The following is a 20544-nucleotide window of genomic DNA, read 5'->3' as shown; positions in this document are numbered from 1 at the left end:
GAATTCGGCTCGAGTCATGCCTGCCGGCCTGCAACCTCGAGTCCACTCGAGGTCGACGATTTCCCACCCGGCAGGCCGCTCACCACTGAGAATGTGAGCCATGGTCAAGCCATGTCTACTGCTGCAGCTGCGACCCGAGCCGGCCGCCTCCGAGCAGGAGTACCACGCCATCCTCGCCGCGAGCGGGCTACGGGCGGACGAGGTGACGCGGGTGGAGATGAACCACGGCTTCCCCGATGTCGAGCTCGACGATTACGCGGCGGTGATCGTGGGCGGCGGGCCGAGCAATGTGAGCAGTCCGGAAGAGAAGAAGTACCCGTATCAGCGGGTGTTCGAGCCCAAGCTCAAGAAGCTGCTCATCGATGTCGTGCGCCGGGACTTCCCGTATCTGGGCGCCTGCTACGGGTTGAGCATGCTCGCCGACGTGCTCGGCGGACGGGTCAGCGGTGAGCGCTACAGCGAGACCCCGGGCGCGCAGACCATCGAATTGGCCGCGGCCGCCGACGCGGATCCGCTGCTGCACGGGCTGCCGCGCAGCTTCCGTGCGTTCGGCGGCCACAAGGAAGCCTGTCAGGATGTGCCGCCGGGCGCGGTGCTGCTCGCCCGGTCGGCGGGTTGTCCGGTGCAGGCCATCCGGGTCGGTGAGCATGTGTACGCGACCCAATTCCATCCGGAACTCGACGGCCACGGACTCGCGTTGCGGATCGAAATCTATCGGAACGACGGCTATTTCGATCCCGCGGAAGCCGATTATCTGACCGAGCTCGGCCACCGCGAGCACATCACCGTGCCGCAGGAGATACTGCGCCGCTTCGTGATTCGCTATCGCGACGGCGCCTGATCGATCAATCCCGCGCCGAGAACCCGGTGACGTAGTCGAGGAACATGGCCGCGGCCGGTGAGAGCGGTGTGGTGCGCAGTGCCACACCGTATTTCAGCTCGAGGCCGGGCTCGAACTGCCGGATCTCCGCGCCGAGCGCGGCCGCCGACTGCGCCGAGTGGCGGGCCAGCAGGGTGCAGCCCGCCCCGGCCAGCACCATCGGAGCGAGCGCGCCGGGGCTCTCGACCGTCACCATCGGCCGGGGCGCGAGGCCATTGCTGCGGGCCTGCGCCATCATCAGCGCCGCGCCCGGGCCGAGGTCCATCGGCATCACCAGCGGCAGGTCCTGGAGCAGGCCGTACGGGACCGTTTCCGGCAGATCCGAGCCCGGAGGCGCGACCAGCCACATCTGCTGCAGGCCCAGCGGCCGCACTTCGATGCCCGGGGTCTGGCCGACGACGCTGTAGTCGGTGAGATAGAGGAAGGCGAGTTCGGCGGCCGATTCGGTGAGCAGTTGCACCACCTGGGTGTCGTCCTGCACCTCGGTGATGACGCATTCGATGAGCGGATGCTCCGAGCGCAGCCTGCCCACCTGGCTCGCCAGCACCTCGAAGGTCAGACCGGCCGGGGCGGCGATATCCAAGCGGCCGCCCTCGAGGCCCAGCACCGCACGAACGCTCTCACCGGCCACCGTGAAGCCGCGCAGGATGCTGCGGGCGGGCTCGACCAGGGCGCGGCCCGCGGCCGTCGGTGCGGTGCCACGCGGGCCGCGCGTGAACAGCGAGCAGCCGAGCTCGCGTTCCAGCGTGCGCACGGTCTGGGAGAGCGACGGCTGCGCCATGTACAGCGCCTCGGCGGCCTTGGTGAACCCGCCGTGATCGACCACGGCCAGGAAAATCTCGAGATGACGTCGCTCCATGAGCACCGATTCTTCCAGCGCTGCGGGCATTTCCAGGTCAAGGCATAGTCCGGGACTATCGGGGTGATAGGAAACCGGACTTTGCGGGCTCTTCCGGGGTGCACGTTCCATGGAGGCATGACCCGTATGACGAGCGAACCCGGTACGGCCGCGCCCACCGACGAGGCACTGCCGAGCCTGGTGGAGGATCCACGGCCTTACGTTCCCGTCGTCGAACCCGATGCTTCGCTGCCCTCCAATCCGACCGAACAGGTACTGGAGTTGGGGCGGCGGCACGGGCCGTTGTTCGCGCGGCGGAATCCGCTCGGGGGCTGGACCGTCTTCGCGGGTTCGCTCGATCTGATCGACGATCTCAGTGACGAGACGCGGTTCTTCAAGCAGCCCGGGCCCGCACTGGTATTGCTGCGGCAGGGCACCGGCGATGGACTGTTCACCGCCTACAGCGACGAACCGAATTGGGCCAAGGCGCACAATATTCTGCTGCCCGCCTTCTCCCTGGGCTCCATGCGCACCTATCACCCGGCCATGCTCACCGTGGCGAAACGACTGGTACGCACCTGGGATACCGCGGCCGAGGACAGTCGCGCGGTGACGGTGACCGGTGATATGACCCGGACCACCCTGGACACCATCGGGCTGGCCGGGTTCGGGTTCGACTTCGAATCCTTCACGCGCACCGAACCACACCCGTTCGTGCAGGCCATGGACCGGAATCTGGCCTACACCCAGCGACTGGTGCAGCAACCCGAGGCAATGGGGGACACCGAGGCCTTCGAGACCTACCAGGCGAGTTCCGGTCAGCAGGCCGACATCGTGGACGACATCATCCGGGAGCGGCGGGCGGCCGGCGACACCTCGACCGACGACCTGCTCGGGCTCATGCTCAACGCGACCGATCCGGCCAGCGGAGAAGCGCTGTCCGACACCAATATTCGCTACCAGGTGATCACATTCCTGGTGGCCGGGCACGAAACCACCTCCGGTGCGCTGTCGTTCGCGCTCTACTATCTCGCCAAGAATCCGGCCGTGCTGCAGCGGGCGCAGGCCGAGGTCGACGCGCTGTGGGGCGCGGATCCCGATCCGGAACCGTCCTACACCGACGTGGGGAAACTGCACTACATCCATCAGGTGCTGGAAGAGTCGCTGCGGTTGTGGCCCACCGCGCCCGGATTCCGGCGCGTGGCCCGCGAGGACACACTGCTGGCGGGCCGGTATCCGCTGCGTGCGGGTGACGGGATCCAGGTCATGACGCCGCTGCTGCATCGGGATCCGGTGTGGGGCGACAATGTCGAGAGCTTCGATCCGGAGCGGTTCACGCCCGAGGCGGTCGCGGGGCGGCCCGGCAATGCGTTCAAGCCCTTCGGCACCGGTGAACGCGCCTGCATCGGACGGCAATTCGCCCTGCACGAGGCGGTGCTGGTGCTGGGTATGCTGGTGCATCGCTACCGGCTCCTCGATCACACCGACTACCGGTTGAGCGTGCGGCAGACGCTGACGGTGAAGCCGGAAGGGTTCACGCTGAAGCTGCGGCGGCGGACCGCCGACGAGCGGCGGCTGCCCGTCGTACCGCCGGAAGCCGCGGTACGGCAGCCGGATTCGGTGCGGCCGACGCGGGTGCGCGCGGGAGTGGCACTGACCGTGCTGCACGGCTCCAATCTGGGCACCTGCCGCGAATTCGCGCGCGATCTGGCCGGGCTGGGGGAGCGGCTGGGCTGCGCGACCACGGTCGCGCCGTTGGACAGCGTCGCCGCGCGGCTGCCCGCTGACGGTCCGGTGGTCATTGTCGCCGCCTCCTACAACGGCCAGCCCACCGATGATGCGGCCGAATTCGTTTCGTGGCTGTCCACCGATCCTGCGATCGCACCGGAGGTACGCTTCGCGGTACTCGGTGTGGGCGACCGCAATTGGGCCGACACCTATCAGCGGGTGCCCACGCTGCTGGACACCCGGCTCGGCGAACTCGGCGGCACGCGGCTGCTGGCGCGCGGACAGGTCGATGTCTCGGCCGATCCCGCCGGCGATCTGGAGGTCTTCCAGGCCGCGCTGACCGAACGGCTGCTCGCGGAGTACGGAGACCCGACCGCCACCGCGGGCACCGATCGGCGCGCCACCGGGCACGGCTATCGCGTGATCGAATTGCGCGGGAGCGCAACCGATACCCTCGCCGCGCACCATGACGTGCAGGCCATGACGGTCACCGAGGCCTTCGACCTGTCGGACCGGCAGCATCCGTTGCGCCGGATCAAGCGCGGCCTGAAGCTGCGGCTGCCCGATGGTGTCGAGTACCGCACCGGCGATCACGTCGCCGTGCTGCCGGTCAATGGTCCCGAAATGGTGGCGCGGGCCATCGCGGCATTCGGGGTTCAGCCGGACAGCCTGCTCGGCATCCAGGCGGAGGGGGCGGCCGGCCGTGCACTGCCGATCGATCGCCCCCTCACCGTGTCCGAATTGCTTTCCCGCTACGTGGAACTCGGCGACCGGCTGTCGCCCGCCCAGCTGCGCACCCTCGCCAGGCACAACCCCTGCCCGCCCGAGCAGGCACGGCTGCTCGCGCTGTCCGGGCAGGGCGGCGCCCTGCCCACCCTCGTCGAGGTCGCCGAGCAGTACCCGGCGTTCCATGGTCAATTGTCGTGGCCGGTCCTGCTGGGTCTGTTGCCGTCCATGCGAATTCGCCATTACTCGGTGTCCTCGACACCCGGCGTGGACGCCCGGCACCTCGAACTCATGGTCTCGGTGATCTCGGACGGCGTGGCCTCCCGCTACCTGGATCGCCTGCGCCCGGGAGACAGTGTCCTCGCGGCCGTCCAGCCCTGCCGCGAATCCTTCCGCATCGCACCGGACACCCACGCCCCGGTGATCATGATCGCGGCAGGTACCGGTCTCGCACCCTTCCGTGGCGCCATCGCCGACAGGTCCTTGTACGCCGCAGCGGCGAATGCCCTGGCTCCGGCGGTGTTCTACTTCGGTTGCGCCGCACCGGATGTCGACTTCATGCACCGCGAAGAGCTCACCGCGGCCGATGCCGCCGGCGTGATCAGCCTGCGCCCGGCCTTCTCGCGCGCCGACCGCGAGTACGTGCAGGACCGCATAACCGAGGACGCCGAGGAGATCTGGAAGCTGCTCCAGGACGGCGCCGCGGTCTATGTCTCCGGCGACGGCCGAGGTATGGCCCCGGCTGTCCGGGCCGCCGTGGAACAGCTCTGTACTCGTTTCACCGGTGCGAGCGCGCAGGAGGCCGCCGCCTGGCGGCAACGGCTGTGCGACAGCGGGCGCTACGTCGAGGACGTCTACGCCGGACGGTGAGCCGGAGCGCTACAGCGTCACGGCGCGCTCGCGCAAGCGGGCGAGGGCTGCGTCATCGGGCCACCGGCGTAGTTCGAAGCGCGGCGGGTGTAGTCCCGGGACGGGGACCAGTCCCAGGATCTCGACCACGGCGTCGAAGGGGACGGTGCAGATGAGGTCGATCTCGCCCTCGTCGTCACGGCGAACGAAGTAGACGTAATCGGTTTCCGGGAGCAGGTATTCGACGCCCGCACCGCACACTGTCGTCGTGGCCGGGCCGCTGGCGGTGTTCCGGAAGTCCACCGGGGCGACGTAGGCGGGTTCGATATCGCTGAACGGCAGCAGGTCCAGGTCGCTGTCGAGTTTCGCGGTGAGGAAACGGGTTTGGGCCACGTACTCGGTGGCGGCGAGGCCGGCTCGGGCGCGCAGAGCGCGGGTCCGGGCCGGGTGGGCAGGCAGTTCGTCGAGGGGGACAACCGTGCCGTGTTCGTCGACGGTGTAGCCCTGCGGAGAGATGTGGCGGGCGGACTCGCGGTATTGCTCCTCGACGGATTCGTAGACCTTCGCGAGCAGGTCCGGGTCATCGGGGACGATCAACAGGGTGTCGTCATCGGGGATGAAAGCCACCGGGCGGTGCCCGTCACCGGCGTAGCTCGCCAGCCAGCCCGGCACCAGCAGCCAGGACCCGAAATACGAGTCGCCGGTATCGATGAAGCGGACGAACTTCGAGGGGTCCGGTACGCCCGGGCGGGCGACCGTGGCCAGGTTCGCGCGGGCCACGGCGAATACCTCCGCCGGGTCGATGTTCCACTCGCGTACGCGGTCGAGTGAGACGTAGGCGCGGGTGCGCGGGAGGTCGAGTACCACGAACTCGCTGACGAAGGGCAGTGCGGGCCGGGACAGCAGGCTCAGGGCGGCGCCGTCGTCGATGCCGTAGGTCGCCGGTCGTAGCACCGGGCGCAGCAGCGGACGGGCCGCCGCCCAATCGTCCGGAGTGATCTCCGAGCCGGTCATGGCCTCGAGGAAACGGTCGATCATCCGTTCCCGGTCGGACTCGGGCGCACCCTCGCATTCGTGGAAGAGGTTGCCCAGGTAGATGTTCCGGCCATCGCCCTGACGTACCGAGAACTTGGCCGGGTCGTATTCCACATCGGCGATGCCGAGTGCGTCGAGCCGTCCCAGCACCACCTCCGCGAACAGTCCGCGTTCCATGCCCGCCCCTCCCGGATTCCTCCGCATCGATTGCCTGCAGAGAATTCTGGCGCAACCCACCGACAAGGAGGGGTGGATGCGGTCAGCTGAGGGTGTAGGAGTCCCGGCTGAGGCGGAAGCCGTGGCCGCCGGGCTGGTTGTCGCGGCATTCGACGTAGTCGACGGTCATGCGGCACAACATGTTTCCGATGGTTTGCTGGTGACCGTAGGCGAGGACCGGGGCGTTCGCCTCGACCGGGCGGTCGGTGTGGCAGTGCAGCTGGGTCGTCGCGCCGGCGTCCACCGAGAACTCGTCGCCCCAATTGCCATGGCAGTCGGCCGGTTTCACCGGGGGCGTGTAGCTGAAGTCGGCGATCTGGCACAGGGCCGACGAGCCGGTCATGAGGCAGGCGATATTGCCGGTCGGCGACTGGAACTCGATGGTTTGCGGGTCGGCGTGCGCTGTCGCGGCGCTCAGTGCGAGCGCCGTGGCCGACAGACACGTCAGGGCCGCCACCCTGGATTCGAACATGGCTACAGGCTGGCAGCAGAACCTTTCGAAACCCTTTCAAAGCACAATGACAGCGTGAACGACTCCTTGAACGCCGACCAGGAAGCGCGGCTGCGCGAGAGCATCGCCCGGCAGACCCTGCTCACCACCCTGGGCATCCGCGTCGCGAGCCTCGCTCCCGGCCGCGTCACCCTGGAACTGCCCTTCCGCGCAGACCTGTGCCAGCAGAACGGTTTCGTGCACGCGGGCGCGATCACCACCCTCGCCGACTCCGCCTGCGGCTACGCGGCCATGTCCCTGCAACCTCCGGGCCGCGACATCCTCACGGTCGAATTCAAGGCCAACCTCATGAGTCCCGCGGTCGGCGACCGCTTTCTCGCCACCGCCACCGTCGTCCGTTCCGGCCGCACCCTCACCATCTGCACCGCCGAGGTCACCGCGGACTCCGACCCCACCCGCCCGATAGCCCTCATGCAGGCCACCATGATGGCCGTCGGCGAACCGACGGCCACGTAGCGCTTACGCCCTTGCGGCCGATGCCGATCCACGTTGTGTGCGGGCGATGATGGCGTCCATCAGGTAGGCGGTTGCTCGTGGTGCGGCGCCGACGAGCCACTGGACCACACGACCAGCCATCGACGGCACGACCGTGACACGACCGCGGGCGGCGCCGATCAACAGTGCTCGCGCGACGGCCTCGGCCGTGATCGGCGCGGTGCCGCTGAGCGCGACCAGCTCGGCGGGTTTGGTGGCGGCTTCGGCGGCCAGTTGCGGGGTGTCCACATCCGGTGGGAGTACCACCGTGACACTCACTCCGCCGGGCTTCAGTTCCTGCCGCAGCACCTCGCACAGTGCACGGACTGCGAACTTGCTCGGACTGTAAGCGCCATAGCCGAAACAGGGCAGCACGCCCGCCATCGAGGAGATGACGGTGATGCTCGCGCGCTCGGCGCTCTGCAAATCGGGCAGGGCGTCTCGAATCACGTGCAACGCACCGAAGTAATTGACCGCCATGTGCTTTTCGAAATCACGGGTTTCGAGCCGCTGGAAGTAATCCGGTTTGGCGATCCCCGCGCACACGATCAATGCTGCGATGCGGCCGTGATGCGCACGCGCGAGTTCCAGTGCTGCCTGCGTCTCGTGCTGCCGCGTCACGTCGGCAGCGAAAACCGCCAGTCTTCCGGTCTCCGCCTCCGCGTGCGACGAGAGTCCTGCGAGCGCGGGATCGGCCAGCGCGACCACACTCACACGGGCTCCCGCCGCCAGTGCCAGCCGCGTCACTTCGAGCCCGATCCCGCTGCTCCCACCGGTGATCACCACATGCCGCCCGGCCCAATACCGCGTCACGTCGACCGGCAGACCATCGCGCCGAATGTTGTTCATCCCCAGCTCCTTTCGCCGTGCCACCCGGGATCCCCGGGCACACCGACCATCCTGGATGGCGCCCGGCAAAGCGGCGGTAGAGCCTTGACAAGATCCCGTAAGAATCCGCGGGCCGGTCGCTGATTTCAGGCGTCGGCGGGGGATTCGGCGATGGCCTCGGCGCTGGGCGTGGTCCAACGCTGTTCGACGCGGCCGAAGCGCCAGACGGCTACGGCGAGAATCCAGACGACGATGAAGGTGCCGGCGATGATGAAGCCGGCCTTGTTGGTGTCGAAGTTGTTCATGAAGTCCCAGAATCCGCCGTCGAGGTGGAGTTGCTGGGAGAGGACCTGGCAGAGTTCGATGGTGCCGATGATGAAGGCCACGAAGATGGACAGGCCGGTGACGATGAGGTTGTAGTAGACCTTGCGGACCGGTTCGGCGAAGGCCCAGCCGTAGGCGACGTTCATGAACATGCCGTCGATGGTGTCGAAGAGGGTCATGCCACCGGCGAACAGCAGGGGCAGGGCCAGCACCGCGTACCAGGGCAGGCCTTGGGTTGCCGCGGTGGCCGTAGCGGCGAGCAGCAGCACCTCGGTGGCGGTGTCGAAGCCGATGCCGAACAGCATGCCGACACCGAACATCTGCCAGGTCTTCGTGATCGATTTCATCAAGCGGCCGAAGAAGCGGTACATCAGGCCACGGGATTGCAGTTGGCGTTCGAGTTCGGCCTCGTCGTATTCGCCGCGGCGCATCGACCGGAAGACCTTGACGATGCCGGCGAGGACGATCAGGTTCAGCACCGCTATCAGGTACAGGAACAGTGCGGCACAACTGGTTCCGATGGTGCCGCCGATCGTCTCGTAGCTCGAATTCGGGTCGACCATCGCGCCGTAGACGGCCTTGGTCGCCACGACGATGCCCGCGCCTACCACGACCAGGATCGACGAATGCCCCAGCGCGAAGAAGAATCCGGTGGCCAGCGGTCGCCTGCCCTCCGACATGAGTTTGCGGGTGACATTGTCGATGGCCGAGATGTGGTCGGCGTCGAAGGCGTGCCGTGCGCCGAGCGTCCACGCGGTGAAGGCCACGCCGAGGCCGACTCCGAGGCCGTCGTACCGGAAGTGGTGGGGCATGATCGCCAGGACGAAGATCCCCCATCCGAGCACGTTCATGGCGAGGATCACCGCGGTCATCACGATCAGCCGGAGCCGTTCGCGCGGGTCCAAACTGCTTTTGAGCGCGGCCAACCGCGAGATCATGGTTGTCCTTCATCCGAGGAGCCTGTGCTGTCGATGGGATCAGGCGACCGGACTCGTCCCCTCGAGCAGGGGCTTCACCGTTGCGGGACAGTACCGGGCTTGCACCGGACTTCGCTGCACCTCATCGGCCGCGGGAATACCCCACGGCAGGGCAAAAGTTAGCAGACGTCAGCTATCGGCGCCGACCGGCACCGGTTCGGGCCGGACGGGGGTGCGGCGCAGGTAGATTGCTGCTGCCGCGAAGAGAGCCAGGGTGAGCCAGATGTAGGCATTGTGGGCGAGGAAGGCCAGGGGAGAGTTGCCCGGGATGTCGAAGACGCTGCCGTAGTGCAGGTCCAGGAGGTCGAAGACGCCGCCGGAGGTGATGAGGAAGACGACGAGCAGGCCGGCGGGGGCGAGGAGGCCGCGGCGGCGGAAGGCGAGGTCACCCAGGTAGATGAGCATGGGTGCGAGCCATACCCAGTGGTGGATCCAGCTGTAGGGGGAGACGACGGTGCTGGTGAGGCCGCACAGGACGATGGCGGGGAGTTCGCGGCCGGTGCGGGAGAGGCGGCGCGCGAGGATCAGGCAGGCGGCGGCGATCATGAGAGCGGCTGCGAACCAGAGCAGTTGGGAGCCGGTGCCCGAGCTCAGCGCGCGGGCGATCATGCCGCGCAGCGATTCGTTCTGCGGGTTCTGCGGCACGCCGACGCGGGCCGGATCGGCGAAGGCGCCGCTCCAGAAGGTCAGCGAATCCTTCGGCAGCACAGCCAGACCCACCACCATGGTGGCGAGGAGCGCGCCGAATGCGGTGGCGGCGGCCCGGAATCGGCGGGTCACCAGCAGGTAGAGGATGAAAAAGGCGGGGGTCAGCTTGATTCCGGCCGCAATACCCGTGAGTATGCCCTTCCACCTGGAAGAGTCGGGCAATGCCATGTCCACCGAAACGAGCAGCAGCAACAGGATATTGATCTGACCGAACGCCATGGTCTCGCGGATCGGCTCGCACAGCATGAGCAGCCCGGTGATGGGCAGCCCCAGCCACAGCAGTCGCCGATCGCGCCGATAGCCGAGGATCGCCAGTGCGGCCCAGACGGATCCGAGCAGCATGGTGGCATTCCCGAGCCCACCGACCCAGGTGAACGCGTCCCCGTGCAGTGACACCAGCGGCACGAACAGCAAGGCCGCGAAGGGCGTGTAGACGAATTCCCAGACGCCGCGGGTATGCCCGCGCAAAGGCGTGTCGTACACCGAGATTCCGGCGGTCACCCGGTGGCCGGCGATCTGATAGGTGCCCAGGTCGACCAGATGCAGCATCGTCCCGCGTGCGGCCAGTACCTGCCCGAGGTAGTACCAGCCCGCCAGCGCGCCCAGTATCGACACCACGCAGATCACCGGCAGCGGTATCGTGCGACGCTGCGGCGCAACCTGATTCGGGGCCGCGACCTGCTCGATCGTCGACAACGACATCCACACCCCCACGAGTCCGGGCTACCGATAACCCGCCCCACCGTAGTGAGGATGGCTGCCGATCGCCACCCGGGGAGGTCAGCTCGCGGGCCTGCTCCACGCGAGCACCAGGAACACCCGGGCACGTTCGCGAGGATCGTCGAGGCGGCCGCCGTAGAGTTCGTGCAGCCGTCCCATCCGGTAGCGGACGGTTTGCGGGTGGATGTGCAATTCCCTGGCCATGGCCTGCCGATCACCCATGTTCCACAGCCAGCTGCGCAGGGTTTCCACCAAGCGGTCACGCGTGCCCTGCGGCACCGCTTCCAGCGGTTGCAGCACCTGGTCCCGCAGCACCTGCAGCAGTCGCTGATCGCGATTGGCGATCACGGTGTCGAGATGCTCGCCCACCCGGACCGGACTGTCGAGCAGTACCCCGGCCTTGCGCAGATCCAGCGCGGTCTCCGCGATGGTGAGCGCGACCGGCAGCAGGTCCAGGGTCAGGAAGCCGCCGACCACGACCGCATGGCCCTTCAGCATGTCGGTGAGGTGGCGGGCCCGCTCATCGGTGACGGGACCGGGCACGATGACACCGGTCAGATCGGGCCGGCGGATGGGCAGCGTGTTCATGTCCAGTCGTTCGATGATCGTGCTCGCCGGGGCGTCGGCGGGATCGGCGAGGACGAGGGCCGCGGTACTGGGTAGCGGCCAGCCCGCGCGTTCGGCCGCCGCGCGCAGTCCGCTGCGGTCGGAGCGCCCGGAGAGCAGTAGTTCGGCCAGTTCGGCGCGGCGATGCTCGCGGGCCATGCTGGACGCGGACTGTTCGAGCACGAAGCCGTGCGCCGAAGCGGTGGAGAACTCGTCGACGAAGTCGAAGACGGCTTCGGCCAGTGCGGCCAGCTGTTCGGGGCCCAGGTCCAGCTTCAATGCGGTTTCGGCCACGTGCCGCCACGCGGCCTTCGCGCCCACCTGATAGGCGCTGAGCAGGTCGGAGAGTTCGCTGCCGTCCTGGAACTGCTGGCGGCCGATCTGCTCGAACATCAAGCGGGCCTGGGTGTGTTCGCGTCCGCGGCCGCGGGCGTGTTCGGCCATATCGAGCAGGCGGTGTACGAACAGCACGCCCGCATCGTCGACCTCGGGATGGTTCTCGTCGAGAAACTGGGCGAACTCGGGCCATTCGTGAACCAGCAGGTCGCGGACTTCGTCGAGGAGATGCGGCATGGTTGCGTCGAGTTCCCTGGCGAGTCGTGCCAGCGCCGCCAGGGTCTCCGGAGATTCGTTCTGTGCCTTGGTCATTCGAATTCCTCCGAACATCATTATCACCCGGTGACAAAATCGACCGACCAAAATCACTCGACTGCTTGAAGATTCGGTCCGGGCAAAACGCTCATCATCGAGTGATGAGCGCGACAGTCGGAACTCGCCGCCTGCGAGCCGCCGAACAAGACGAAAATTTTCCGGTCGCACTGCGCTGCCTGCCCAGGGAACCCCGCCGTCACCTGCACGCAATCTACGCCGCAGCACGCTGGATCGACGATGTCGGCGATCAGGCGGCCGGTGATCGAACCGCTCAACTTCTCACGCTGCGAGCCGATCTCGCGCGTATCTGGGCGGGCGCCCGGCCGCAGCAACCGGTGCTGGTGAACCTGGCTACCACGGTCGCCGACTGCCGGCTGACGCAGGAACCCTTCCAGCAACTGATCGAGGCGAACCTGATCGATCAGCGCGTACACCGCTATGCGACCTTCGAGGATCTCATGGGTTATTGCCGGCTCTCCGCCGATCCGGTGGGACATCTCGTACTGCAGGTGTTCGACCAGTCCACCCCCCAGAACACGGCGCTGTCGAATCGCGTGTGCTCGGCCCTGCAGGTGCTCGAGCATTGCCAGGACGTCGCCGAAGATCATGCCGCCGGGCGCATCTACCTGCCGCAGCACGACCTCGACGAATTCGGGGTCAGCGCGGAGCGACTGGGCACCGGCAAGGATCCCGGCGGTCCGGCGGTGGTGTCACGCCAGGTGGACCGGGCCACCGCATTGCTCGACGAGGGATCGGCATTGACGGGCCGGCTCACCGGCTGGGCCCGGCTCGCGGTCACCGGATACATCGCGGGCGGTTATGCGACGGCCCGGTCCCTGCGCGCCGCGGACGGCGATGTGTGGACCCGCCCGGTGCGGCCGCGCCGCACCGATGTGGTCCGGTCGATGCTGTCGCTGCTCACCAGAGGCAGAGCGGCGGCGATACAGTGAACTCGATCGACACCGCCTACGCCGCCTGCGAGCAGATCACCCGCACGGCGGCGAAGAACTTCTACTACGGCATCCGGCTGCTCCCGCCCGATAAGCGCTCCGCGCTCTGTTCGCTGTACGCGCTCGCCCGGCGCATCGACGATATCGGCGACGGTGACCTGGCGCCCGGCGCCAAGAACGAAGCGCTGGCCGCGGTCCGCAAATCCCTGCACGATCCGGAGACCACCCGCGATCCGGTGATCACCGCGGTCACTCATGCGGCGCAACGCTATCCGGTCCCGCTCGGCGCGTTCGACGAGCTGATCGACGGCGTGCAGATGGACGTGGACGGCGTCGACTACGCCGATTTCGGCGAACTCACCAGCTACTGCCGCTGCGTCGCGGGCTCGGTCGGGCGACTGTGCCTGTCGGTCTTCGGCACCGGCAGCGATCCGCGCGCGCCGCTGTTCGCCGATCAGCTCGGAATCGCCTTGCAGCAGACCAATATTCTGCGCGATATCCGCGAGGATCTACTCAACGGCCGGGTCTACCTGCCACAGGCCGAACTGGATCGATTCGGGGTCCGCCTGGAACTCGATGCCGGTGGCGCGCTGCGGGATCCGGACGGTCGCCTGGCCGCGCTCATCCGGCACGCCGCTGAGCGCGCCGAGGACTGGTACTGCCTGGGCCTGCGGTTACTGCCCGAACTCGATCCACGCAGCGCGGCCTGCTGCGCGGCCATGGCCGGCATCTACCGGCAGTTGAACGCCCGCATCCTGGCGAACCCGGTGGCGGTGTACGACCGCCGGCTCTCCCTGTCCGCCTGGGAGAAGGCCGGGGTGGCTTCGACTGCGCTGCTGCGCAGTTCGGTGCTGGGCGCCACCCGATCGACGAAGTCCCGTACACCCGTTCCGGAGGAGCTCCGATGACGGTCACCACCCTGACAGGAATCGATTCCGGCCACGACGCGGTGCGGACCGCACTGCGCAAGGCCGTGGACGAACTCGACGACGCCATCCGGCCCGTGGTCGCCTATCACCTCGGCTGGTCCGATGAGCACGGCGAACCCGTGATCGCCGACAGCGGCAAATCCATTCGCTCCCGCCTGGTCCTGCTGGCCGCCAATGCGGTCGGCGGCGACGATGCCTGCGCGGTACCGGGCGCGGTCGCGGTGGAGCTCATCCACAATTTCTCCCTCGTGCACGACGATCTGATGGACCGCGATGCCACCAGGCGGCACCGGCCCACCGTGTGGGCGGTGTGGGGCGATGCCATCGCGGTACTCGCCGGCGACGCGATGCTCTCCCTCGCCCACGAAGTACTGCTCGATTCCGGCTCCCCGCATACCGTTCCGGCCGCCCGCATTCTCGGCACCGCCACCCGCGATCTCATCCAGGGCCAGGCCGCCGATGTGGGTTTCGAACAACGCGACGATGTGAGCCTGGCCGAATGCATTCAGATGGCCCGCGGCAAGACCGGCGCACTGCTGGCGGCCAGTGCTCTCGTCGGGGGAGTACTGGCCGACGCGCCACCGGACGCCGTCAGCACCCTGGGTGACTACGGATACAACGTCGGGCTCGCCTTCCAGCTGGTGGACGATCTGCTCGGCATCTGGGGCGAACCCGAGGTGACCGGCAAACCGGTGTTCTCCGATCTGCGGTCGCGCAAGAAGTCGCTGCCGGTGACCTGGACCTTGCAGGCGGGCGGGGACGCGGGAAGGCAACTCGCGCACTGGCTCGCGCGCCCCGGCGAACCGACCGAACAGGAAGTGCAGGAGGCCGCCGATCTCGTCGAGACCGGCGGCGGAAGGCGCTGGGCGCAGGCCGAGGCCCGCCGCCGGGTACGCGCGGCCGCCTATGCGCTGGCCGGTGTGCCGCTGCGCGCCCACTACCGCCGCGAACTGATCGACCTGGCGAACTTCATCATCGAACGGAGTGCCTGACGATGACCGCTACAAGACCTGACCTCACTCCGGCGGATCCCGCCGCCTCCGCCTCGGAGGCGCTGTGGGCGGCCGTCGGCCACCTGCGCGCTCAGCAGCACGAAAAAGGTTGGTGGAAGGGCGAACTCGCCACCAATGTGACCATGGACGCGGAAGATCTGCTGCTGCGGGCTTTTCTGGGCATCTCGACCCCGGAAGTGACCGAACCGGCCGCGCGCTGGATCCGGTCCCAGCAGCGGGCCGACGGCACCTGGGCCACCTTCCACGATGGTCCCGGTGACCTGTCCACCACGGTCGAAGCCTGGGTCGCGCTGCGGCTCGCGGGCGACGCCGCAGAGGCCCCGCACATGCGGACCGCCGCCGATTTCGTGCAGGCCGAGGGCGGGGTGGAGAAGAGCCGGGTGTTCACCCGGATCTGGCTGGCGCTGTTCGGGTTGCAGGCGTGGGACGAGCTGCCCAATCTGCCACCGGAAATGATCTTCCTGCCGTCGTGGTTCCCGCTGAACATCTACGACTGGGGTTGCTGGGCGCGCCAGACCGTAGTACCGCTCACCGTGGTCGCCACCCTGCGGCCGGTGCGACCGCTGCCGTTCGGGATCGATGAATTGCGCAGTGGCGCGGCACGACCCGGACAAGCGCCTATTACCAGCATCGCCGGACTGTTCCAGCGGCTGGACGGCGTGCTGCACGGGTACGCGCGCCGCCCGATCGCGCCGGTGCGCAGTCTGGCCATGCGGCATGCCGCGGAGTGGATTCTCGCCCGGCAGGAGGCCGACGGCGGCTGGGGCGGCATTCAGCCGCCGTGGGTGTATTCGCTGCTGGCACTGCATCTCATGGGCTATTCGCTGGACCATCCCGCCATGCGGGCGGGGCTGGCCGGGTTGGACGGGTTCGTCATTCACGAGGACACCCCCGACGGTCCGATTCGACGGCTGGAGGCCTGCCAGTCACCGGTGTGGGATACCGCGCTGTCGATGGCGGCACTGCTCGAAGCCGGTGTGCCCGGCGATGATCCGGCAGTGCTGCGCGCCACCGAGTGGCTGTTGAGTGAGCAGATCAGCGGCGGCGGCGACTGGCAGGTGCGGCGGCCGAATCTCGAATCCGGCGGCTGGGCCTTCGAATTCGCCAATGACGTGTATCCGGACACCGATGACACGGCCGAGATCGTCATCGCGCTGCACCGGGTCACACCGCCCGACCCGCAACGGCTACGGACAGCGATCGATCGCGCCGCCGAGTGGACGGTGGGCATGCAGTCCCAGGACGGCGGCTGGGGTGCCTTCGACGCCGACAACACCTCGACTCTGCCGACCAAGCTGCCGTTCTGCGATTTCGGTGCGGTGATCGACCCGCCGTCGGCCGATGTCACCGCCCATGTGGTGGAGATGATGGCCGTGCTCGGCCGTGCCGGCGAGGAGTCGTGCCGGCGCGGGGTGCGCTGGTTGCTCGACAACCAGGAGACCGATGGTTCGTGGTTCGGTCGCTGGGGCGCCAACTATGTGTACGGCACCGGCGCCGCGGTCCCGGCGCTGGTCGCCGCGGGCGTGGATCCGCGCTCGAAGTCGATCCGCGCCGCCGCCGATTGGCTTGCGGCGCACCAGAATTCCGACGGCGGCTGGGGTGAGGATCTGCGGTCCTACCGTGATCCCGCCTGGATCGGCCGCGGGGTCTCCACCGCCTCCCAGACCGCCTGGGCACTGCTCGCTCTGCTGGCCGCCGCCCCCGAGGCCGAGGCCGTCGAGCGCGGCGTCGCCTGGCTGATCGAAACGCAGCGGCCCGACGGCGGCTGGGACGAGGACCATTTCACGGGCACCGGATTCCCCGGCGACTTCTACATCAACTACCACATGTACCGGCTCGTCTTCCCGATCTGGGCGCTCGGCCGCTACCTGTCCTTACGACAGGAGCCACGCCTATGAGCAGATCCGGAATCGTCTGCACCCCGCTGCGTTCCGAGCGGGCGACGCTGTGGGGCGCCGTCGCGGCGCCGGTGGTGCGGACCGGGCGCGGGCCGAAACACCGGCCGTCCTGGCCCGACTCGACACCCATCGCGGTCGTGGGCGTGGCGGGCGCACTGAATCACACGCTGCGACCCGGTGACCTGGTCGTCGCCCAGGAGATCCGCAGTGCCGCAACGGTATTGCCGAGCCCGGCCGGGCTCCTACTGCACAGCGCGCTGCGGAGGCGTGGGCTGCGCACCACACTCGGCCCGGTCTATTCCGCCGAGCACGTGATCGACGGCCCCGACCGGGCCCGGCTCGCCGAGACCGGCGCGATCGCGGTCGACACCGAATCGGCTTTCCTCGCCACCGATGCCCCCACCGGGCAGACCGCGGTGGTGCGGGCCATCGTCGATACCCCCGCGGCACCTTTGCTGCGTCCGGGTACGCCGTGGCGCGGGGTGCTCGCGCTCCGGGCGCTCCGTTCCGCGGCCGTCGTGCTCGACGAATGGTCGGCCGCGGTCGGGGAGCACGAGGTGATCTTCGGTGAGTCCGTGCCGGACCTGACGGGCCGCACCGATCTCGTCCTCGTGCTCGGCGCATCGGGCAACCCCGAACGACGACCGGCCGAAGTCGCTGCGGCCGAAGGCGTCCGGGTGCACGCGATCGACAGTGTCGCCGCACTCGAACTGCGCCTGCTGCGCGGCGTGCGCCGCATCGGGATCGTCACCGATGCCGCGGCCCCGCCATTGCTGGCGGAAGAACTGATGAACGCCCTGTCCGGGCTGGGCCCGGTACAGGTCAGCGCGGTCACCGTGACCGACGTGCACAATCGCATCGACCCGCCTCGGGAGGTGAGTTGAATGGCCATGCCATTCCGTCAATCCCTGCGCTTGGGAACCTATCTCGTCAAACAGAAAGTCCTGCGCCGCGAAAAGTACCCCATTCTCGTCGAATTGGAGCCACTCTTCGCGTGCAATCTGAAATGCGCGGGCTGCGGCAAGATCCAGCATCCGCACACCGTGCTCCGCCAGCGCATGCCGGTGGAACAGGCGGTGGGCGCGATCGAGGAGTGCGGGGCGCCGATGGTGTCCATCGCGGGCGGTGAACCGCTCATGCACCCGCAGATCGACGAGATCGTGCGGCAGCTGCTGGACCGCAACAAGATCGTGTTCCTGTGCACGAACGCGGTGCTGCTGCCCAAGCACATTCACAAGTTCGCGCCGCACCGCAATTTCGCGTGGATGATCCACCTCGACGGACTGCGGGAACGCCACGACGCCTCGGTCTGCAAGGACGGCGTCTTCGACGAGGCCGTGGCGGCCATCCGGCAGGCCAAGGCCGCCGGCTTCCGGGTGATGACGAATACCACGTTCTTCGACCTGGATTCGCCGCAGGACGTCATCGATGTGCTCGACTTCCTCAACGACGAGCTCGAAGTCGACCATATGCAGATCTCACCCGGCTACGCCTATGAGAAGGCGCCCGACCAGGAGCACTGGCTCGGGGTACAGGAGACGCACGAGCTGTTCGCGAAGGCGTTCGCCGAGGGCCGGCGGAAACGGTGGCGGCTCAACCACTCTCCGCTGTTCCTCGACTTCCTCGAGGGCAAGGTGGACTACCAGTGCACGGCCTGGGCGATCCCGTCCTATTCGCTCAAAGGCTGGCAGCGCCCGTGTTATCTGCTCGACGACGGGTATGCGGCAACCTATCGGGAACTCATCGACGACACCGACTGGAGCGCCTTCGGCCGCGGCAATGATCCGCGCTGCGAGAACTGCATGGCCCACTGCGGATACGAGCCCACGGCCGTGGTCGCCACCCTGTCCTCGCTGCGGGAAACCATTCGCGCCGCGGTCAGCTAGGCCGAGGAGGACACCATGACGATCGACATCACCGGACCCGAGGACCTCGCCGCCCTGCCCGAGGACCGGCTCCCCGCGCTGGCGGAACAACTGCGTGCACGACTGATCGAGACCGTCACCGCCACCGGCGGACATCTCGGCGCCTCCCTCGGGACGGTCGAACTGACCATTGCCGTGCACCGCGTGTTCCGCTCCCCGGACGACGTCGTGGTGTTCGACACCGGACATCAGGCCTACCCGCACAAGCTGCTCACCGGCCGCAGCGCGGACTTCGACACCATGCGGCAGGCCGGCGGGATCTCCGGTTACCCCAATCGGGCGGAGTCACCGCACGATTGGGTGGAGAACTCGCACGCCTCGGTCAGTCTGGCCTGGGCCGACGGGGTCGCCAAGGCGCTGGAACTGCGCGGCGAGCACGAGCGCACGGTGGTCGCCGTCATCGGTGACGGCGCCCTCACCGGCGGGGTGGCCTGGGAGGGGCTGAACAATATCGGGGCGGCCCGGCGGCCGGTCGTGGTGGTGCTCAATGACAATCAGCGCTCCTACGACCCCACCGTGGGAGCGCTGGCCGCCCATCTGGACCGGCTGCGCAACGGCACGTTCGACGGCGAGAATCTGTTCGAGGCAATGGGTTTCGGGTACCTCGGGCCGATCGATGGACACGATATCGCCGCCGTGTGCGACGCCCTTCGGGAAGCCGGGGCCCGGCGGCGGCCGGTGCTCGTGCATGCGCTCACCGTCAAAGGCCGCGGATACCCGCCCGCCGAGAACGACGAAGCCGATCGCATGCACTCCTGCGGCGTGATCGATCCGGTGACCGGGCGACCCTGCGCCGCCGCGGCGCTCAGCTGGACCGATATCGTCGAGCACGAACTCGCCGTGCTGGCCCGCGATCGCCCGGATGTGGTGGCGCTGACGGCGGCCATGCGGCTGCCGGTCGGGCTGGGGGAGTTCTCGCGTGACGAGGCCGATCGGGTCTTCGATTCCGGGATCGCCGAACAGCATCTGCTCGCCTCCGCCGCCGGACTCGCCTCGGCCGGAATGCATCCGGTCGTCGCGGTCTACTCGACCTTCCTGACGCGCGCCATCGATCAATTGCTGTTCGACATTGCGCTGCACGAACTTCCGGTCACGCTGTTACTCGATCGAGCGGGCATCACCGGTCCGGACGGCGCCAGCCATCACGGCATGTGGGATCTGGCGCTGGGGACCTCCGTGCCGAACCTGCGGATCGCGTGCCCGCGGGATGCGGCGCGGGTGCGTGAACTGCTGCACGAGTCAGTCGGCCACATCGGGCCGACCGCCGTGCGGTATCCCAAAGCCACCGCGGGCGAGGATATTCCGGCATTGTCGCGGATGGACGGCATGGATATCCTGCATCGCAGCCGGAATCTGCCCCTCGATGTGCTGCTGGTGGCTGTCGGCGCGATGGCCACACCCTGTCTGGAGGCGGCCCGGCTGCTCACCGATCGCGGGATCGGCGTGACCGTGGTGGATCCGCGCTGGGTGTGGCCGCTCGAGCCGGCCTTGTGCGCGCTCTCCGCCCGGCATCAGCTCACGGTCTGCGCCGAGGACGGCATCGCCGACAACGGGATCGGCGCGCACCTGATCACCGCGGTCGCGCAGGCCGGCGGGCAGCAGGTGTATGCGCTCGGGCTGCCGACCGCTTTCCTCTCGCACGGTTCCCGCACTCGCATCCTGGCCGATCACGGTCTGACCGGCGACGGCATTGCCGCATCTTGTCTGGAACGGCTGTCCGCCTCGGTGCGGGCCCGATGATCCCGCTGTGAGGACCCC

Annotated in this window: 17 protein-coding genes; 10 read left to right on the top strand and 7 right to left on the bottom strand. The window is 68.1% G+C overall.

What is annotated here, in order from left to right; translation table 11 throughout:
- Window positions 1–100: 100 nt before the first annotated feature.
- Complete coding sequence (locus ACIP5Y_RS20450; protein ID WP_400351825.1) at window positions 101–841, top strand: glutamine amidotransferase; 741 nt, start codon at window positions 101–103, stop codon at window positions 839–841.
- 4 nt (window positions 842–845) lie between these two features.
- Here the strand turns inward: ACIP5Y_RS20450 and ACIP5Y_RS20445 are convergent, their stop codons facing one another.
- On the bottom strand, window positions 846–1739 hold the full coding sequence (locus ACIP5Y_RS20445; protein ID WP_400351824.1) for a LysR family transcriptional regulator: 894 nt from the start codon (window positions 1737–1739) through the stop codon (window positions 846–848).
- Window positions 1740–1856: 117 nt separating this feature from the next.
- Here ACIP5Y_RS20445 and ACIP5Y_RS20440 point away from each other — a divergent pair, with 117 nt between their 5' ends.
- On the top strand, window positions 1857–5042 hold the full coding sequence (locus tag ACIP5Y_RS20440) for a cytochrome P450 (RefSeq protein WP_400351823.1): 3186 nt from the start codon (window positions 1857–1859) through the stop codon (window positions 5040–5042).
- A gap of 9 nt (window positions 5043–5051) precedes the next feature.
- Here ACIP5Y_RS20440 and ACIP5Y_RS20435 read toward each other — a convergent pair whose 3' ends face one another.
- The gene (locus ACIP5Y_RS20435; protein ID WP_400351822.1) at window positions 5052–6233 is read right to left on the bottom strand and encodes a hypothetical protein; all 1182 of its coding nucleotides are present in this window, start codon (window positions 6231–6233) and stop codon (window positions 5052–5054) included.
- A gap of 82 nt (window positions 6234–6315) precedes the next feature.
- On the bottom strand, window positions 6316–6744 hold the full coding sequence (locus ACIP5Y_RS20430) for a DUF6636 domain-containing protein (RefSeq protein ID WP_400351821.1): 429 nt from the start codon (window positions 6742–6744) through the stop codon (window positions 6316–6318).
- A 54-nt stretch (window positions 6745–6798) separates the two neighbouring features.
- Between ACIP5Y_RS20430 and ACIP5Y_RS20425 the strand changes: the two genes are divergently transcribed.
- On the top strand, window positions 6799–7239 hold the full coding sequence (locus ACIP5Y_RS20425) for a PaaI family thioesterase (RefSeq protein ID WP_400351820.1): 441 nt from the start codon (window positions 6799–6801) through the stop codon (window positions 7237–7239).
- 3 nt (window positions 7240–7242) lie between these two features.
- On the opposite strand, the gene ACIP5Y_RS20420 is transcribed toward ACIP5Y_RS20425, so the two are convergent.
- The 4 genes from ACIP5Y_RS20420 to ACIP5Y_RS20405 all read right to left on the bottom strand — a co-directional run bounded on the left by ACIP5Y_RS20420 (window position 7243) and on the right by ACIP5Y_RS20405 (window position 12068).
- The gene (locus tag ACIP5Y_RS20420; protein WP_400351819.1) at window positions 7243–8106 is read right to left on the bottom strand and encodes an SDR family NAD(P)-dependent oxidoreductase; all 864 of its coding nucleotides are present in this window, start codon (window positions 8104–8106) and stop codon (window positions 7243–7245) included.
- 125 nt (window positions 8107–8231) lie between these two features.
- Window positions 8232–9347, bottom strand: a complete 1116-nt coding sequence (locus ACIP5Y_RS20415) for a HoxN/HupN/NixA family nickel/cobalt transporter (protein WP_400351818.1) — start codon at window positions 9345–9347, stop codon at window positions 8232–8234.
- Window positions 9348–9515: 168 nt separating this feature from the next.
- Entirely contained in the window at window positions 9516–10796 is a 1281-nt protein-coding gene (locus ACIP5Y_RS20410; protein WP_400351817.1) for a glycosyltransferase 87 family protein, read from the bottom strand.
- Between the two features lie 78 nt (window positions 10797–10874).
- Window positions 10875–12068 (bottom strand): PucR family transcriptional regulator, encoded by a 1194-nt coding sequence (locus ACIP5Y_RS20405; RefSeq protein WP_400351816.1) that lies wholly within the window; start codon window positions 12066–12068, stop codon window positions 10875–10877.
- Window positions 12069–12172: 104 nt separating this feature from the next.
- On the opposite strand from ACIP5Y_RS20405, the gene hpnC reads away from it, so the two are divergent.
- From hpnC to ACIP5Y_RS20370, 7 genes are read left to right on the top strand one after another with little or no spacing between them, the layout of a single operon-like run.
- On the top strand, window positions 12173–13021 hold the full coding sequence (gene hpnC / locus ACIP5Y_RS20400) for a squalene synthase HpnC (protein WP_400351815.1): 849 nt from the start codon (window positions 12173–12175) through the stop codon (window positions 13019–13021).
- Window positions 13018–13929 (top strand): phytoene/squalene synthase family protein, encoded by a 912-nt coding sequence (locus tag ACIP5Y_RS20395; protein ID WP_400351814.1) that lies wholly within the window; start codon window positions 13018–13020, stop codon window positions 13927–13929. Before hpnC ends, ACIP5Y_RS20395 begins: the two co-directional genes overlap by 4 nt.
- On the top strand, window positions 13926–14942 hold the full coding sequence (locus tag ACIP5Y_RS20390; protein WP_400351813.1) for a polyprenyl synthetase family protein: 1017 nt from the start codon (window positions 13926–13928) through the stop codon (window positions 14940–14942). The genes ACIP5Y_RS20395 and ACIP5Y_RS20390 overlap by 4 nt, the downstream gene beginning before the upstream one ends.
- A gap of 2 nt (window positions 14943–14944) precedes the next feature.
- Complete coding sequence (shc, locus tag ACIP5Y_RS20385) at window positions 14945–16861, top strand: squalene--hopene cyclase (protein ID WP_400351812.1); 1917 nt, start codon at window positions 14945–14947, stop codon at window positions 16859–16861.
- Entirely contained in the window at window positions 16858–17745 is an 888-nt protein-coding gene (locus ACIP5Y_RS20380; protein WP_400351811.1) for a hypothetical protein, read from the top strand. Before shc ends, ACIP5Y_RS20380 begins: the two co-directional genes overlap by 4 nt.
- Complete coding sequence (gene hpnH, locus ACIP5Y_RS20375) at window positions 17746–18747, top strand: adenosyl-hopene transferase HpnH (protein WP_400351810.1); 1002 nt, start codon at window positions 17746–17748, stop codon at window positions 18745–18747.
- Between the two features lie 15 nt (window positions 18748–18762).
- A complete protein-coding gene (locus ACIP5Y_RS20370) occupies window positions 18763–20526 on the top strand; it encodes a 1-deoxy-D-xylulose-5-phosphate synthase (RefSeq protein ID WP_400351809.1) in 1764 nt (587 codons plus the stop codon).
- Window positions 20527–20544: the final 18 nt, after the last annotated feature.

This window comes from Nocardia sp. NPDC088792 (assembly GCF_044750615.1).
GTDB lineage: Bacteria > Actinomycetota > Actinomycetes > Mycobacteriales > Mycobacteriaceae > Nocardia.
This window is presented reverse-complemented; position numbering and strand designations above follow the sequence as displayed.

Bases quoted from the DNA above. Each gene is read 5' to 3' on its own strand.
- ACIP5Y_RS20450 (WP_400351825.1), top strand. From the start codon at position 101: ATGGTCAAGCCATGTCTACTGCTGCAGCTGCGACCCGAGCCGGCCGCC.
- ACIP5Y_RS20445 (WP_400351824.1), bottom strand. From the start codon at position 1,739: ATGGAGCGACGTCATCTCGAGATTTTCCTGGCCGTGGTCGATCACGGC.
- ACIP5Y_RS20440 (WP_400351823.1), top strand. From the start codon at position 1,857: ATGACCCGTATGACGAGCGAACCCGGTACGGCCGCGCCCACCGACGAG.
- ACIP5Y_RS20435 (WP_400351822.1), bottom strand. From the start codon at position 6,233: ATGGAACGCGGACTGTTCGCGGAGGTGGTGCTGGGACGGCTCGACGCA.
- ACIP5Y_RS20430 (WP_400351821.1), bottom strand. From the start codon at position 6,744: ATGTTCGAATCCAGGGTGGCGGCCCTGACGTGTCTGTCGGCCACGGCG.
- ACIP5Y_RS20420 (WP_400351819.1), bottom strand. From the start codon at position 8,106: ATGAACAACATTCGGCGCGATGGTCTGCCGGTCGACGTGACGCGGTAT.
- ACIP5Y_RS20415 (WP_400351818.1), bottom strand. From the start codon at position 9,347: ATGATCTCGCGGTTGGCCGCGCTCAAAAGCAGTTTGGACCCGCGCGAA.
- ACIP5Y_RS20410 (WP_400351817.1), bottom strand. From the start codon at position 10,796: ATGTCGTTGTCGACGATCGAGCAGGTCGCGGCCCCGAATCAGGTTGCG.
- ACIP5Y_RS20405 (WP_400351816.1), bottom strand. From the start codon at position 12,068: ATGACCAAGGCACAGAACGAATCTCCGGAGACCCTGGCGGCGCTGGCA.
- hpnC (WP_400351815.1), top strand. From the start codon at position 12,173: ATGAGCGCGACAGTCGGAACTCGCCGCCTGCGAGCCGCCGAACAAGAC.
- ACIP5Y_RS20390 (WP_400351813.1), top strand. From the start codon at position 13,926: ATGACGGTCACCACCCTGACAGGAATCGATTCCGGCCACGACGCGGTG.
- shc (WP_400351812.1), top strand. From the start codon at position 14,945: ATGACCGCTACAAGACCTGACCTCACTCCGGCGGATCCCGCCGCCTCC.
- ACIP5Y_RS20380 (WP_400351811.1), top strand. From the start codon at position 16,858: ATGAGCAGATCCGGAATCGTCTGCACCCCGCTGCGTTCCGAGCGGGCG.
- hpnH (WP_400351810.1), top strand. From the start codon at position 17,746: ATGGCCATGCCATTCCGTCAATCCCTGCGCTTGGGAACCTATCTCGTC.
- ACIP5Y_RS20370 (WP_400351809.1), top strand. From the start codon at position 18,763: ATGACGATCGACATCACCGGACCCGAGGACCTCGCCGCCCTGCCCGAG.